Raw genomic sequence first — 13,594 nt, forward strand, 5'->3', positions numbered from 1 at the left:
CTGGGGGCCACACCTAAATCCTCACCATTAGAGGCGGATGAGGTAGACGGTGGGTGGGCGGCCGGTGCGGCCGTGTTGCTGGGTGCCGGTGGGGGCGGCCAGGCCGGCTCGTTCTAGGCGTTTCAGGACGCGTCGCGCCGTCCGGAGTTGGACGGCCAGGTGGTCGGCGACGTCTTGGGTGGTGAGGCCGTCGGGGAGGGTGGCGGTGAGTTCGCGCATGCGGGCCAGGGTTTGGGTGTTGAGGCCGACGCGGCGGGCCAGGAGCGGGAGGCTTTCGGTGCCGCGGGTGGTGGCGGGCTGGTCGCCGGTGGGTTCGATCACGATCTCGACGTCGTCGGACATCGACACGACGCCGGCGACCGCGCCGATCGACTCGGCCCGGCTGACTGCGCGACGGGCGAGCGCTTCCGCCTCCGCCGCCGTACGTCCGACGCCGAAACCGACGTACGCCGTACTGTGCCGCGCCGCGAGGTGGTCTAGTAAGGGCATCCGCGTGAACTGCTCGGTTGCCTGCTCGAGCAGGCCGCGGGTGGTGACGACCAGGTGCCGCCCGTCCGGGAGCGCGGCCAGGCTGCCGCCGAGCGTGATCAGGTCGCCGGCCAGGGCGTCGTCCGGCTCGGGCAGGGCGATCACGCCGAGCGCGACCTGCGCGTCCCCGACGTGTTGCCCGGTCGTGGTCAGGACCAAGGCTTGCAGGGTCGAGCGGATCGAGTACCGCGACGGGGCCAGCCGGACCGAGGGCATCTCGTTCTCGAGCAGGTGGAAAGCCGAGCCCAGGCAGCTGATCGCGACCTTCGTGTCGTGCTTGTCGCGCGCGATCCGGTGGAACGCGACGATGTCGTCGGAGGTCAGGCCAGGCCGGTACGGCAGCACGTGGATCTGGTCGGTCGGCAGCTTGGCCTCGATCAGCGTCTCCAGCACCTCACTCCGGCGCAGCGTGTCGATCGAGAACTGGGTGACGTTGTGACCGAGCCGCAGCAGCTCGACCAGGGCCCGGAGCAGCGTGGCGCCGTCGTACGACACGTACATCGCCGGTCGGTCGATCACGCCGGCCTCGGTGGCGATCGTGTACGGCACGACGCCGGTGAACAGCAGGGCGTCGACCTGCTCGTGCGCCTGCTCGACCAGCTCGACGGCCTCGGTCTCGTGGCGGTAGGGAAGTGGGAGCAGGGTCGCGCCGCTCGGCGGGCCGACCGCGATCACGCGCTGCACCAGGTCCTCCGGGCCGACGACGCCGACCACGAGTGCCATCAGGCCACCGCGCCCGAGGCTGAGCTGATCTGCACGGCACTCCTTCGACTTCTGGTCTGGCCCTCAACTCGCAGAATAGCGCAGCCGAGCCTGGGCACTTGACGTTCAAGCCGGTCTCTCTTAGTTTCGGTCAAGACCACAATTGCCGCCACCCGGAGGCGGTCGCGACGGCGTCGGTGTGGTGGAGCGTGGAGGGAGCGCGCCACCCCACTACCTAGCTATTGAGCTCCTCGAGGCAGCGGATCACCACGTCGCGCTCGCCGGCCGGCAGCGGAGGTCCGTAGGGGTCGTACGACGCCTCTTCGGGGATCAGCCCCTCCCAGACTGCCGCCCAGAGCATGCGCTGGACGTAGCCCTCGATGGGTGCGTAGAAGGTCGCGGCCGCGAACCGGTCCAGCCGGTCGGACGCGGTCAGGAAGCCAGCATGGTCTCCTGACGTCCAAGCCGACACCACAGTGGCCGACAGCGGGACCTGCGCTGCGGCGATCCCGACCAGTGCCGTATCCGCGCCCCACATGAACGAAGGCCCGTACATCCGATCCTCACCGGTGATCAGCAGCTTGCTAGTCCCGCGTCCCGCCCAGATGGCGTCCTGACACCCGATAGCGCGATCCAGCGTTGCAGTCTTCACCCCAAGCATGGAGTCCAGGCTCAACAGATCGCGGATCAGCGCCGGCGGGTACGGATACCCACCAGCCTCGCCATGCAGGTAGAAGCCGACCAGTGGCAGCCCACTCTCCGCCGCCACCCGCTCGTGCAGCGCCACGGCCTGTGCATGCCCGTCCGGCAACAAACCCAGTGCAGCCAGCGGATAGACCATCACCGCATCGGCCCCACCCGCAGCGGCCTGCAGTGCCATCGTCACAGTCGCGTCTGCCGCCTCCTGCAGGCTTTGTGCCGAAGAAGACCGCGGTACGCCGACTCCCGCAACAATCGGGACGTCAGTAGCCTCCCGCCACGTCTCCAACACCTTCGACCGGTCAGCCGGAGACAGGTAGAGCCCACGCCCCGTATGGGCCCACACCGCGAGCCCACCGATGGACTCTGCCGTGAGAGCACCGGCGTACGCGGTCAGAGCGTCGTACGCGACGACGCCGTCGGAGTCCATCGGGGTGACGACCGCGGGGAGCAGTGTGCCGCGGAGTTGCTCGACGAGTGGGTGCATGTGGACCTCTCAGACGTCGTGGCCGAGGCCTGGGCGCTTCGGTACGTCGATCCAGCCGTCGCAGTCGGCGAACACGCTCGGAGCCAGTGGGTCCTCGTCGACCATCAACGGCCCGACCAGATCGGCGGCAACGGTGGCGCCCGGTACGGCGGCGGCCAGGTGGACCGCGGCCAGTGTGGCCACGCCCAGCTCCGGCATGGAGCCTACCTTCACCGCGAGCCCGGCCGCCTCGGCCACGTTCGCGATCTGCAGGGCGCGATGCAGTCCGCCGACCTTGAGGATCTTGATGTTCAGTACGTCGGCCGCACCGCGCCGCGCGATCTCCAGAGCGTCATGCAGCGAGTGCATGCTCTCGTCGACCATGACGCGTACGTCGAGACGCTCACGCAGCCGCACGAGCCCGGCAAGGTCCCAGCGTGGCAGCGGCTGCTCCAGCAGTGTCAGGCCGGCGTCGGTCATCTTGGCGAGATACGGCAGCGCAGTGGTCGCGTCGTACCCCTCGTTGGCGTCCAAACAGAGCTCTGCGTCGGCGGGGATGACCGCACGGACCGCACGGATCAGTTCGAGGTCCTTGGCCGGCCCATGGCCGCCCTTGACCTTCAGATGCCGGAAGCCCTTAGCCGCGTACTGCGCTGCCTCGGCGGCCATCTCGTCGAGCGTGCCGAGCCCGACCACCCAGGTCGTCTGCACGCGCTCTCTGATGCTGCCACCGAGCAGCGCGTGCACCGGCCAGCCACTGAGCCGTCCGGCCAGGTCGTAGAGCGCGATGTCGAGGCCGGCCTTGGCCACCTGCTGGCCACGCAGGACGGTGTCCATCACCACATGCGCACCGGCCCGGTCGAGCGGATCACGACCGATCAGGGCGGGCGCGAGGTACTCCTCGATGGCGGCGGTGACCCCGGCCAGCGTCTCGCCGGTGTACGCCGTCATCGGTGAGGTCTCGCCGATCCCGATCGCGCCGTCGGCGGTATGGATCGCGACGACCAGGCTGACCAGTTCGGTGCTGATCCCGCTGCTGATCTGGAACGGCCGGCGGTACCGCGCGCTGACCACCCGGGTCTCGATCGCGCTGATCCGCCCGGCCGCTGACCCGGCGGCTGATTCTGGGCCGGTCGGCAACCCGACCGGATGCGATGCAACACTCAATTCCGGCTCCTAAGGGTCGCAATCTGATCCGAAAGCATTTACGGTCAAGACCGTAAATACCGCGAGCGCTCTCTGTCAACGGAAGGCGGCACCCCCGATGCGGCTGGGTCTCTATCTGAACCTCTACGGCACTCCCGACGAGCGGCAGTCGCTCGAGGACGCGGTCGAGCAGGCGCGGCTGGCCGAGCAGGCCGGCTTCGAGTGGATCGTGCTCGGCGAGCGGCACCTGCACCGGCCCGGGTACCACGAGATCCTCACGTCGCTGACCTGGCTCGCCGCCCGGACCGAGCGGATCGGCATCGCCACCGCCGGCATCGTCGCGCCGCTGTACGACCCCGTCGTTCTGGCCGAGATGCTTGCGCACATCGACGTACTGTCGGGCGGCCGGCTGACCGCGGGCTTCGTGCTCGGTTACCGGCCGGAGGAGTTCGCCCTGTACGGCGTGACGCAGGCCGAGCGGGTCGCACGGTTCGAGGAGTGCCTGACGATCCTGACGCGGTTGTGGACCGAGGACGAGGTCACGTACGACGGCAAGTTCACCAGCATCCGGGAAGCGTTCCTGTCCCCGCGACCGCTGCAGAGCCCGCGCCCGAAGCTGTGGAACGGCGGCCGAGTGTCCGCGATGCTCGAGCGCACCGCTCGGATGTGCGACGGCTGGACGACGTCGTTCAACGAACTCGACTCCGACCTTCCGGCCAAGATCGCCGAGTACCACTCGTACCCGCGCGGCGAAGGCACGCTCGGCGCCGAGGTGATCCTCTGCCGGGAGGGCTTCTGCGCGCCGACGTCGCAGGACGCGCGGCAGGCGCTCGAGGAGCCGCTGCGCGACCTGTACGACGCCTACACCGGCTGGAAACGTACGTCGGCGGACGCGAGCCGCTACACCCAGGGCTGGGACGACATCACCGCCCGCAGCGTGATCGGCTCGCCCGCCGAGTGCGGTGAGCGGCTGGCGCACTACGAGGAGATGGGCGCCGACGGCATCATCCTCCGCATCCAACCACCCGGCATGCCTCAATCAGACACCCTCAAAGCAATCGAATCCTTCGGCGAACTGCTGTAGTCGCCCCCGCGGGCGGCCGCCGGCTCGTGGGGCTTGGGACATCCACTCGGGGGTGAGGACAGGAAATAGCTTGTTCATGCCCACCGGGCCCTGTCCGCGGCCCCGGGATATGGGTGCTGGTCGGCGCCGCCGCCCGGGAGATGCTGTTTTGCGCAGTCAGTGTGACCGCAGTCGTCTCGTGGACGCGCAGGGCGGCCTGATCGTCGTAGCCTGAGGGATCGGGAGTGGATGGTTCGACCCGGAGGAGGTCGCGATGTCGGAGCCGGAGGACAACCTCGGAACCCACCGGCGGCCGGGGGAGGTCGAGGTTCCCGAGTGGCCGAGTCGTTGGGTCGGGTGGATCCTGTTCGCCGGCGTGATGATGATCGTGCTGGGGATGATCCACGCGTTTCAGGGGTTCATCGCGCTGTTCGACGACACGTACTTCCTGGTGCGGACACGAAGTCTCGCGATCCACCTCAACTACACGGTCTGGGGCTGGATCCATCTGGTCGTCGCGTTACTCGTGCTCGGGTCCGGGATCGCGCTGCTCAACGGCCGCCTCTGGGGGCGGATCGTCGGGGTGGTGGTCGCCGTGCTGAGCATCCTGGTGAACATCGCGTTCCTCGCGGCGTACCCGATCTGGTCGACGATCACGATCGCCATCGACGTCCTGGTCATCTGGGCCCTCACCGTCCACGGCGACGAGATGCGCGTCATGCTCGAGCGCAAGTCCGCAGGCGGCACACCACGGTGATCGCGGCCACGTCCGCCCTCCATGGAATAGCGACTTGAGCTGGAGTGCACTCCAGCACCTAGCGTCGGGGGAATGGACTACAGAAACCTCGGAGCCACCGGGCTCAAGGTCAGCGAACTGTGTCTGGGCGCGATGATGTTCGGCTCCCGGACGGACGAGAGCGACAGCCGGAAGATCCTGCAGGTGTTCACCGATGCGGGCGGCACGTTCATCGACACCGCCAACGTGTACGGCGACGGCGCGTCGGAGGAGGTTCTTGGACGGTGGCTGAAGACGCAGCGGCGTGCGGACTACGTCATCGCGACCAAGGTCTGGGGGCCTGCCGGACCACGGCCGACTGATCGGGGCCTGTCCCGCAAGCACATTCTCGATGCCGTTGACGCGAGCCTGCGGCGACTGGGTACTGACTACATCGACCTCTACCAGCTCCATCTTTGGGACGACAGCACTCCGCTCACCGAGAGCTTGTCGACCCTCGACGGTTTAGTGCGGTCCGGCAAGGTCCGCTACATCGGGGTCAGCAACTTCCGCGGCTGGCAACTGCAGAAGGCCGTCGACCTGTGCACCCAGCATGGCTGGGAGCCGCTCGCCAGCCTCCAGCCGCTCTACACGTTGCTCGACCGCTCTCCTGAGTGGGAACTGCTCCCGGTCTGCCGGAACGAGGGCCTCGGCGTCATCACCTGGTCCCCCCTGCGCTCGGGGTGGTTGTCGGGTGCGTTCCAGCGCGGCATGACCGCGCCGCCCGCGGACAGCAAGGTCTCCACTCCCGGGACGCACTCCTGGGACCGGTATGGCAACGAGCACACCTGGCACGTGATCGACGAACTGACCGCGGTCGCGGCGGAGGCCGGCCGTACCCTCCCGCAGGTCGCGGTCCGCTGGCTGATGCAGCGCCCGGGCGTCACCGCACCGATCATCGGTCCGCGTACGCCGGCGTACCTCGACGATCTCCTTGGTGCCGCGGAGTTCTCGCTGACCACCGAGCAGATGGAACGCCTCGATGTCGCGAGCCAGCCGGAGTCTGTTCCGTACCCTTACTTCTTCGACTGAGATTCGTCGGCGCGCATGCGTGGGCGGCCTCAGGCTTTGAGGCCGCTCATGGCAATGCTGTCGGTGAGGTAGCGCTGTAGCAGGCCGAACACCAGCAGGCTTGGTACGACGGTGATGGTGGCGCCGGCCATGATCTGGTTGATCGGGACTGCCTGGGTCTGCAGCGTGGCCAGGCCGACGGTGAGGGTCTGCATCGTGCCGGACTGGCCGATCACCAGCGGCCAGAGGAAGTCGTTCCAGTGCCACAGGAACACGAAGATCCCGAGGGTCGCGAGCACCGGGCGGATCAGTGGCAGCACGATCATCGTGAAGATCCGCCACTCCGCGGCGCCGTCGATCTCGGCGGCTTCGAACAGCTCGTCCGGCAACTGGCTGATGAACTGCCGCATCAGGAACACGGCCTGCGAGTTCGCCAGCGTGGGCACGATCAGGCCCCAGTAGCTGTCCACCCAGTCGAGCCGCGAGACCAGGATGTACGACGGGATCAGCGTCGCCTGGAACGGGACCATCAGCGTGGCCAGGAAGGCCCAGAACAGGATCTCCCGGCCGGGGAACTTCTTCTTCGCGAACGCGTAGCCGGCCATCGAGGCGAACAGCAGCACGCAGACGACGGAGACCAGCGAGTACAGCAGCGAGTTGACCGTCCAGCGGGGGATGTCGGAGCTGGACAAGACCTTGGAGAAGTTCTCGAAGGTCCAGTGGGCCGGGTTGAGCGCGTCCGGGAAGGTCTGGCCGCTCGGGGGCGCGAACGCGACCAGGACCATCGCCGCGAACGGCACGATCGTGACGATCGCGGTCAGCGCCAGCAAGGTCGGCAGCGTCAGGCGGGCGACCTGACGCCGCGCGGCGGTCGGAGCCTCGGTCAGCTCGCGCACCGGCGGTCGTTCGAGCACGTTCACCATCAGTCGTCCCTCCCGACGAGCCGGCGCTGCACGAGCGAGACGATCAGCACGATCAGGAACAGGACCAGGCCGATCGCGCTGGCGTAGCCGAAGTCGAAGTACTTGAATCCGCTGTCGTACAGGAAGTAGACGAGCGAATAGCTGGAGCGGACCGGGCCGCCGCCGGTCATCACGTACATCGCGTCGAAGACCTGGAACGCGCCGATCGTCTCGATCACCAGCACGAAGAACAGCACCGGACGCAGCTGCGGCAGCGTGATGTAGCGGAACCGCTGCCAGGTGCCGGCGCCGTCGATCATCGCGGCCTCGAGGTACGACTTCGGGACCGCCTGCAGACCGGCGAGCAGGATCAGCATCGAGTAGCCGAAGCCCTTCCAGGCCGACGTCACCGCGATCGACGGCAGCACCGTGCCCGATTGACCGAGGAAATCGACCGGCCCGACGCTGACCAGCCCGAGGACGGCGTTCAGCAGGCCGTCCTGGGCGTCGTAGATCCACTTCCAGATCACCGCGGCGAGCACGATGCTGGTCACGTACGGAAGGAAGAAGACGCCCCGGAAGAAGCCGCGCTTCCACACCACCTGGTGCAGCAGTACGGCGGTCCCGAGCGACAGCAGCACGGTCAGCGGGACGAAGATCACCGTGTAGGTGATCGTCACCACCAGCGCCTCGTGGAACACGTGGTCCGAGAACAGCCGCGTGTAGTTGTCAAAGGCAATGAAATCCCACTTGCCGCTGATCCGGTAGTCGGTGAGCGACAGCAGCAGGGCGCCGATCGTCGGCAGGAACCGGAACAGCAGGAACAGCACGAGCATCGGGGCGACGAACAGCAACCCGATCCACGGCCTGCGCCGGGGTCCACCGCGTGAGCGGGACGTCCGTGCCGACCGGCCGGCCGCGGGTCCCGCCCGACCCGCGGCCGACGCTGTCGGCAGAGTGTTCGTCAACGTTGCCTCGAGAGCAGGTCGTTGGCCTGCTTGGCGGCGTCGTCCAGCGCCTGCTGCGGCTGCTTCTTGCCGGTCAGCACGGCCTGGATCTCGGTGCTCAGCATCGACATCACCTGGCGCGCCGACGGGTTCGCCTCACCCGGTACGGCGTACTGCAACGCGTCCTTGAACTTCGCGGCGTTCAGGTCCGTCGACTCGTACTTCCCGTCCTTGCGCGGCGAGTAGTAGCCGGACGCCTTGCTGAGCGCGTCAAGCTGGGCCGGCTGAATCATGAACGACAGGAACTTCTTCGCGGCGTCGGGGTTGCCGGTCGCGGCGTTCATCACGAGACCGCCCGGGATCCCGTACCCGACCTGCAACTTGTCGGTCAGCGGCGCGCCGATCTCGACGTTGGCCGCACCCCACGTCTTGCCGACCGTGGCGGCGTCCGCCGGGACGCTGGTATACGCCATCGCGACCTGCCCCTTGCCGAGCGCCGAGTCGGCGATCGTGTTCACGCTGCTCAGCGCGGTCTTCGAGATCGCGCCCTCGTCCCACAGGCCCTTCAGGAAGGTCAGGGCCTCCAGACCCGGGGCCTGGTTGAACGCCACGCTCTTGCCGTCGTCGGCGAACACCTTGCCGCCGGCCTGCCACAGCAGCGGGTAGAAGCTGAGGTTCAGCGTCGCCTCCGGCGAGGCCGAGTAGTCCAGCGTGGAGAACCCGGCGGCCTTGATCTTGGGAGCCGCCGCCTTGATCTCGTCCCAGGTCTCCGGCGGCGTGCTGATCCCGGCCTTGGTCAGGATCGCCTTGTTGTACATCGTCGTCGTGACGGTGTGGTAGATCGGTGCGCCGTACGCCTTGCCGTCGACGGTCAGACCTGGGACCGCGGCCGGCAGGAAGGTGTCCTTCTCCGGCTCGACCACGTCGTCGATCGGCTCCAGCGAGCCGCTGTTCACGTACTGCGGAATCTGGTCCGGGATCATCAACAGCACGTCCGGACCCTTCTTGCCCGAGAATGCGGCGGTGAGCTTCTCCTCGCGGTTCGCCCACGGCTGCATCTCGATCTTCAGGTCGATCCCGGAGTTGGCCGCCTCGAAGTCGGTCTCGACCTTCTTCCAGTAGGCGTCGCTCGTCGCCTGGTCGGCGATCACCGGGTACATCCAGAGCGTGACGCTCTTCTTCTCCGACGAGGAGCCCGAGTCGTCGTTGCCGCAGGAACTGAGCGCGGCGGCGAGTACGAGCGCCATGAGTGGTGCCGCGATGCGGCGAACGGTCGAAATCATCACACCCCCAGGGTGTCCGGAAGTCAGGGCCGGAAAGTGTTGCACCGAATAACGGTCAGGACCGAAAGTAGCCGGGTCGAATTTGGGCTGTCAACGGCTGATATCAACTCGGAACAGCTCGGAGCCGCTGGTGAGCAGCAGTTGGTGATCGCCGCGGACCCCGAGCCGCCGGTGCGCGTGCTCGAGGAACAGCGTCGGGGTCTGCTTCTTTCCCGGTGCGATCCGGTAGATCTTGTTCAGGTCGATGCTCACGTACACCGCGTCCGGGGTCGCGACGATGTCGCCGCTGGAGTTGGTGTTCCCGAGCACGAAGGATGTGAGCACCTTGCCGGAGTGTGGATCGACGGCGAAGACGGTCTTGCCGGCCACGCCCCAGAGCAGCCCGTCCGGGCCGAACGTCACGGAGGATACCGTGGCCGCGCCGGGCACGGGGACGGTTTCCCACAGCTTCCTGGACTTGGCCACGTCCCAGGCGAACACGGTGCCCGCGTCCCGGGTCGGCGGCGTGGTGGAGAGTCCGCCGACGATCGACGTACCGCCGTAGACGATGCCCTGGCGGGCGGTCAGGCCGAAGACGCATTCGTCCTGCACCACGTTGCGGTACTTCTGTGCAGTGTTGGTCTTCGGGTCGTAGATGACCAGTGCGCCGCCGAGCCGGTCGCCGTCGGGGACGGTGCCGACCGCGATCTTTCCGTTCACCTCGGCCAGGGCGCGGGCCCGGGTCTGCAGGAGGTCCGGCTTGAGGTTGAGCAGCTGTGTGGGGTTGTCCGGCGTACCGGGCGGTCCGGGGGAGTACTCCGGGCTGCTCCAGGGCTGGGTCTGGTCGTAGGCGTAGAGCCGGGCCTCGGGGTAGGCGCCGATCCACAGCTTGCCGTTGGAGCCCTCCATCAGCGCCTCGACCTGTGAGAACCGGTTGAAGGTGGCCGCGCCGGTGGACGGGTCGACCACGGACACGCCGCCGTTGAGGAAGCCGCCGGCGTAGATCTTGTCCTTGCCTCCGGCCACGGACAGGATCTCGATCGGCTCCCGCCGTACCTGGGTCTGGAAGATCTCGGACTTGCCGGTCTGCGGGTTGTAGCGGAACTCCTCGCCGCGCCAGAGCGTGCCGACCACGCTCGTGCCCGGGTAGTCGGGCAGACCGAGGTCGGCGTACCCGATCGAGCGGGTGTTCTGGATCCGGCCGGTGAAGGTCAGGCCGGTGCCGGTCAGGGTCTTGGTGGCCGGGTCGTACTTCTTCAGTTCGCTGTTCTGGATCAGGTACAACGAGCCGTCCGCGCCGATCGGCGAGATGTCCAGGCCGTGCGCGTTCGGGATCTCGTCGACCCAGGTCCGGCTCGCGATGTCCCAGACGTACAGCGGGCCGGGGAACGCGGTGCTGATCCGGGCGTAGACCCGGCCGCCGCGGGCGTTCAGGTCGTAGACGACCTTGTCGGCCGGGTCACCGAGCCCGGGTGGCGAGGGCAACTCGGTGATCGCGCCTGTCGTGGCGTCGACCTCCATGATGTGCGCATCCGGCAGCGAACCCGTGTAGATCTTGCCGTCCGCGTAGTCGATGCTCTTGACGTACGTCTGGCCGGGTTTCACCGTGCCGTAGTCGCGGACGGCGCCGGTCTTGTCGTCGTACCGGAACACCTTGCCGTTCGGAAACGTGCCGCCGTACACGTTGCCCTGGTCATCGGTCGTGATGCGCCAGATGAATGTCTCACTCGCGATCGGCCGGCCGAGGTCCTCGACCGTGCCACCGGGTCGCAGGCGGTAGAGGTGGCCGTTGTTGTAGGTGCCGGCGTAGATCGTGCCGTCCGGGGTCGCTGCGACCGCGTAGCTGCCGTCGGCGCCGGGCAGGGCGGCGGACAGCAGGCTGGCGCCGGTGGCCGGGTCGATGGCGTTCAGGTACGCCGGGCTGCCGGTCGACACGTTCCAGATCGCGGTCTTGCCGTTCGGGCCGGGCGCGACGGTGCCACCGATCAGGAGTACGTCGGACAGCGGGGTGCCGAGTGAGACGAGCGTGCCCACCGGTGGATTGTGCCCAGCCTGGGCAGGAGTAGTCGGAGTGGTGACGAGAACGGCGGCGAGCGCCACCGCGACGAGGGAGCGGACTGGTCGCATGCGAGTGCCTCCGGGGTGCCGTATTTACGGTCCTGTCCGAAAGTGAATCCCTCCCGGCGCGACGAAGTCAACCGCTCAGCCGGATTTGCCGGTACTGGCAGGACGAGCCCAGGTTACGGCGTCGGCCGTTACGTGGTGGGCAGCCGGGTGAGCAGGTTCTCGAGCATCTCCCGGGTGGCCGCGAAGTAGCTGTTCTCGCGGTGGAGGGCCCGGTGGAACGCGGCCAGCTCGGCCGCCGAGATCGTGTTCGAGAATGTGCTGATCTCGGTCAGATCGAGCCGCCGGTTGAACAGATGCACGGTGTCCCGCCACCTGTGCAGCAGGCCGACCAGCTCGGCGTCGCGATGCAGCCCGAGCGCACCCGAGACCAGCGCCAGGTCGACCGCGGACACGACCAGCCGTGGGTACACCTGCCGCGTGGTCGGCGTGTTCGGCGAGAACCGCTCGTCGCTGAGCAGCCGGGGGGCTTGTCCCGCAGCTCGTCCGCAACCGCGCGCAGCACCTCGGTACGGCGTTCCGCCTCGGCCGTCAGCCGCTCGACGAAGATGCCGGTCAGCCCGGCCACCAGGGTGAGCGAGTTGACCGCCGGCTCCCACCGCGAGTTGCCCGGCGAGATGAACCAGACCACGCCCAGCACGAACGCCAGGGCGAGCAGGCCGTAGCTGACCGCGGTGACGATCATCCGCCGGTTCGCCACCCACCGCGAATCCACCGGCGGCAACACCAGCCGCAGCCGTCGGAGCCGGGCCAGGACCCGCCGCCGCTCTCTCGGCAGGCCGGGGTCGGGCGCGCCGGCTGAGGTCATGTCGACCAGATGTCGTCGGCGAGGGTGGTGGCGGTGGTGACCTCGGCGGTGCCGGGGGCGAGCAGGAGCAGGTCGAGGCCGAACGGGCTCGGGCGGCGGGTGTGGCGGAAGCCGGAGTGGGCGTGCTCGATCGGCGTCAGGTCGCAGGCGGCGGTGAGCTTCTTCAGCCGCTCGGTGGAGAACTTGCGGGTGGTGTAGAGCAGGATCGTGTCCTCCGGCTCGAGCACCACCTCGGTGTGGTCGGGAAGGCCCATCACGATCGGTTCGCCGGTGTTGTTCTGCCAGACGATCTTCACCCGTAGGGCGTCGTCGGTCTCGACCTCACCGCGGAAGTCGATCCGGTCGTTGTCGATGGTCAGGTCGGTGTTGTAGCGCAGCGCGCTGGTGACGAACTCCGCGAAGGCCCTGGTCTGGTGGTACTCGTCGGCGGCCGCCTTCGCGGCGTCGGCGTCCAGGCTGCTGGTGGTGGCCACCTCGAGGAGCAGCCGGTCCTGCGGACGCAGCGCCCGGGTGAGCGTGCTGAGCAGCTCCTCGTCGCTCTCGAAGTTGGCCAGCGTGTTGCCGGTCAGTGTGAACAGGATCGGGTCGTCGCCGATCAGCCGGGACAGCAGCTGGGCGAGCTCGTCGATGTTGTCGGCGATGGAGAAGTCGAGCTGCACCGGCAGCACCTGGGACATCGGGAACCGGGCGCCGCGGACCGGCTCCAGGGTGCCCATCCGCAGCATCTCCGAGCTCATGTCGACCGGGATGTAGAACATCTCCCGGTTCTGCCGGCGCATGTCGCCGAGGATCGTGCGGTCCTTGACCCCGGTGCCGACGCCGAGGCTGACCAGGTGGAAGCCGCCGTTCTCGACGTGCGGCCGGACCTTGCGCCAGTGCCGCAGGAAGGACTCCGCGCCGGCCTTCATGACCAGGTAGAACGGGTCGTTGGTGGCGTTCGCCCAGGCGATCGTCGGGCCGATGCCCCAGTAGGAGAAGCCGGAGGTGATCTGCTTGCCGTCGCCGGTCTTCGAGAACGGTCCGCGCAGGTCGCCGGTCAGCGTGGCGAGCTTGTCGGTCTGGTCCTCGCCGACGAGCAGCAGCGACCAGGCGAAGTCGTCGTCGGCGAGCGCCTGCTCGAGCTTGCGGATCACGGGTACCGGCTCTGTCACATCTCCACCC

Annotated in this window: 13 protein-coding genes; 3 read left to right on the plus strand and 10 right to left on the minus strand. The window is 68.0% G+C overall.

All coding sequences use genetic code 11. The features are described from left to right. Window positions 1–27: 27 nt before the first annotated feature. The 3 genes from OG558_RS17370 to OG558_RS17380 form a co-directional block, all read right to left on the minus strand. Entirely contained in the window at window positions 28–1,251 is a 1,224-nt protein-coding gene (locus tag OG558_RS17370) for a hypothetical protein (RefSeq protein WP_405071192.1), read from the minus strand. Between the two features lie 214 nt (window positions 1,252–1,465). After that, a complete protein-coding gene (locus tag OG558_RS17375; protein WP_405071193.1) occupies window positions 1,466–2,416 on the minus strand; it encodes a dihydrodipicolinate synthase family protein in 951 nt (316 codons plus the stop codon). 9 nt (window positions 2,417–2,425) lie between these two features. Next, window positions 2,426–3,562: a mandelate racemase/muconate lactonizing enzyme family protein gene (locus tag OG558_RS17380; RefSeq protein ID WP_405071194.1), complete on the minus strand. Its 1,137-nt coding sequence runs from the start codon at window positions 3,560–3,562 to the stop codon at window positions 2,426–2,428. Between the two features lie 97 nt (window positions 3,563–3,659). Between OG558_RS17380 and OG558_RS17385 the strand changes: the two genes are divergently transcribed. The 3 genes from OG558_RS17385 to OG558_RS17395 all read left to right on the plus strand — a co-directional run bounded on the left by OG558_RS17385 (window position 3,660) and on the right by OG558_RS17395 (window position 6,411). Continuing rightward, the gene (locus tag OG558_RS17385) at window positions 3,660–4,625 is read left to right on the plus strand and encodes an LLM class flavin-dependent oxidoreductase (protein ID WP_405071195.1); all 966 of its coding nucleotides are present in this window, start codon (window positions 3,660–3,662) and stop codon (window positions 4,623–4,625) included. Window positions 4,626–4,878: 253 nt separating this feature from the next. After that, on the plus strand, window positions 4,879–5,361 hold the full coding sequence (locus OG558_RS17390) for a hypothetical protein (RefSeq protein ID WP_405071196.1): 483 nt from the start codon (window positions 4,879–4,881) through the stop codon (window positions 5,359–5,361). 72 nt (window positions 5,362–5,433) lie between these two features. Then, a complete protein-coding gene (locus tag OG558_RS17395; RefSeq protein WP_405071197.1) occupies window positions 5,434–6,411 on the plus strand; it encodes an aldo/keto reductase in 978 nt (325 codons plus the stop codon). A 29-nt stretch (window positions 6,412–6,440) separates the two neighbouring features. On the opposite strand, the gene OG558_RS17400 is transcribed toward OG558_RS17395, so the two are convergent. From OG558_RS17400 to OG558_RS17430, 7 genes are all read right to left on the minus strand, one after another. After that, window positions 6,441–7,313: a carbohydrate ABC transporter permease gene (locus tag OG558_RS17400; protein WP_329484369.1), complete on the minus strand. Its 873-nt coding sequence runs from the start codon at window positions 7,311–7,313 to the stop codon at window positions 6,441–6,443. Then, complete coding sequence (locus OG558_RS17405) at window positions 7,313–8,146, minus strand: carbohydrate ABC transporter permease (RefSeq protein WP_405071198.1); 834 nt, start codon at window positions 8,144–8,146, stop codon at window positions 7,313–7,315. Before OG558_RS17405 ends, OG558_RS17400 begins: the two co-directional genes overlap by 1 nt. Window positions 8,147–8,256: 110 nt before the next feature. Next, complete coding sequence (locus OG558_RS17410; RefSeq protein WP_405072178.1) at window positions 8,257–9,522, minus strand: extracellular solute-binding protein; 1,266 nt, start codon at window positions 9,520–9,522, stop codon at window positions 8,257–8,259. Between the two features lie 90 nt (window positions 9,523–9,612). Next, entirely contained in the window at window positions 9,613–11,535 is a 1,923-nt protein-coding gene (locus OG558_RS17415) for a hypothetical protein (protein ID WP_405071199.1), read from the minus strand. A gap of 221 nt (window positions 11,536–11,756) precedes the next feature. After that, a complete protein-coding gene (locus OG558_RS17420) occupies window positions 11,757–11,927 on the minus strand; it encodes a hypothetical protein (protein WP_405071200.1) in 171 nt (56 codons plus the stop codon). Beyond that, window positions 11,897–12,433, minus strand: coding sequence for a hypothetical protein (locus OG558_RS17425; RefSeq protein WP_405071201.1), 537 nt, complete (start codon window positions 12,431–12,433; stop codon window positions 11,897–11,899). The genes OG558_RS17420 and OG558_RS17425 overlap by 31 nt, the downstream gene beginning before the upstream one ends. Beyond that, window positions 12,430–13,584 (minus strand): L-histidine N(alpha)-methyltransferase, encoded by a 1,155-nt coding sequence (locus OG558_RS17430; protein WP_329484373.1) that lies wholly within the window; start codon window positions 13,582–13,584, stop codon window positions 12,430–12,432. The genes OG558_RS17425 and OG558_RS17430 overlap by 4 nt, the downstream gene beginning before the upstream one ends. Window positions 13,585–13,594 lie beyond the last annotated feature (10 nt).

The organism is Kribbella sp. NBC_01510, assembly GCF_045040325.1.
Taxonomy (GTDB): Bacteria; Actinomycetota; Actinomycetes; order Propionibacteriales; family Kribbellaceae; genus Kribbella.

Bases quoted from the DNA above. Each gene is read 5' to 3' on its own strand.
- OG558_RS17370 (WP_405071192.1), bottom strand. From the start codon at position 1,251: ATGGCACTCGTGGTCGGCGTCGTCGGCCCGGAGGACCTGGTGCAGCGC.
- OG558_RS17375 (WP_405071193.1), bottom strand. From the start codon at position 2,416: ATGCACCCACTCGTCGAGCAACTCCGCGGCACACTGCTCCCCGCGGTC.
- OG558_RS17385 (WP_405071195.1), top strand. From the start codon at position 3,660: ATGCGGCTGGGTCTCTATCTGAACCTCTACGGCACTCCCGACGAGCGG.
- OG558_RS17390 (WP_405071196.1), top strand. From the start codon at position 4,879: ATGTCGGAGCCGGAGGACAACCTCGGAACCCACCGGCGGCCGGGGGAG.
- OG558_RS17395 (WP_405071197.1), top strand. From the start codon at position 5,434: ATGGACTACAGAAACCTCGGAGCCACCGGGCTCAAGGTCAGCGAACTG.
- OG558_RS17400 (WP_329484369.1), bottom strand. From the start codon at position 7,313: ATGGTGAACGTGCTCGAACGACCGCCGGTGCGCGAGCTGACCGAGGCT.
- OG558_RS17410 (WP_405072178.1), bottom strand. From the start codon at position 9,522: ATGATTTCGACCGTTCGCCGCATCGCGGCACCACTCATGGCGCTCGTA.
- OG558_RS17425 (WP_405071201.1), bottom strand. From the start codon at position 12,433: ATGACCTCAGCCGGCGCGCCCGACCCCGGCCTGCCGAGAGAGCGGCGG.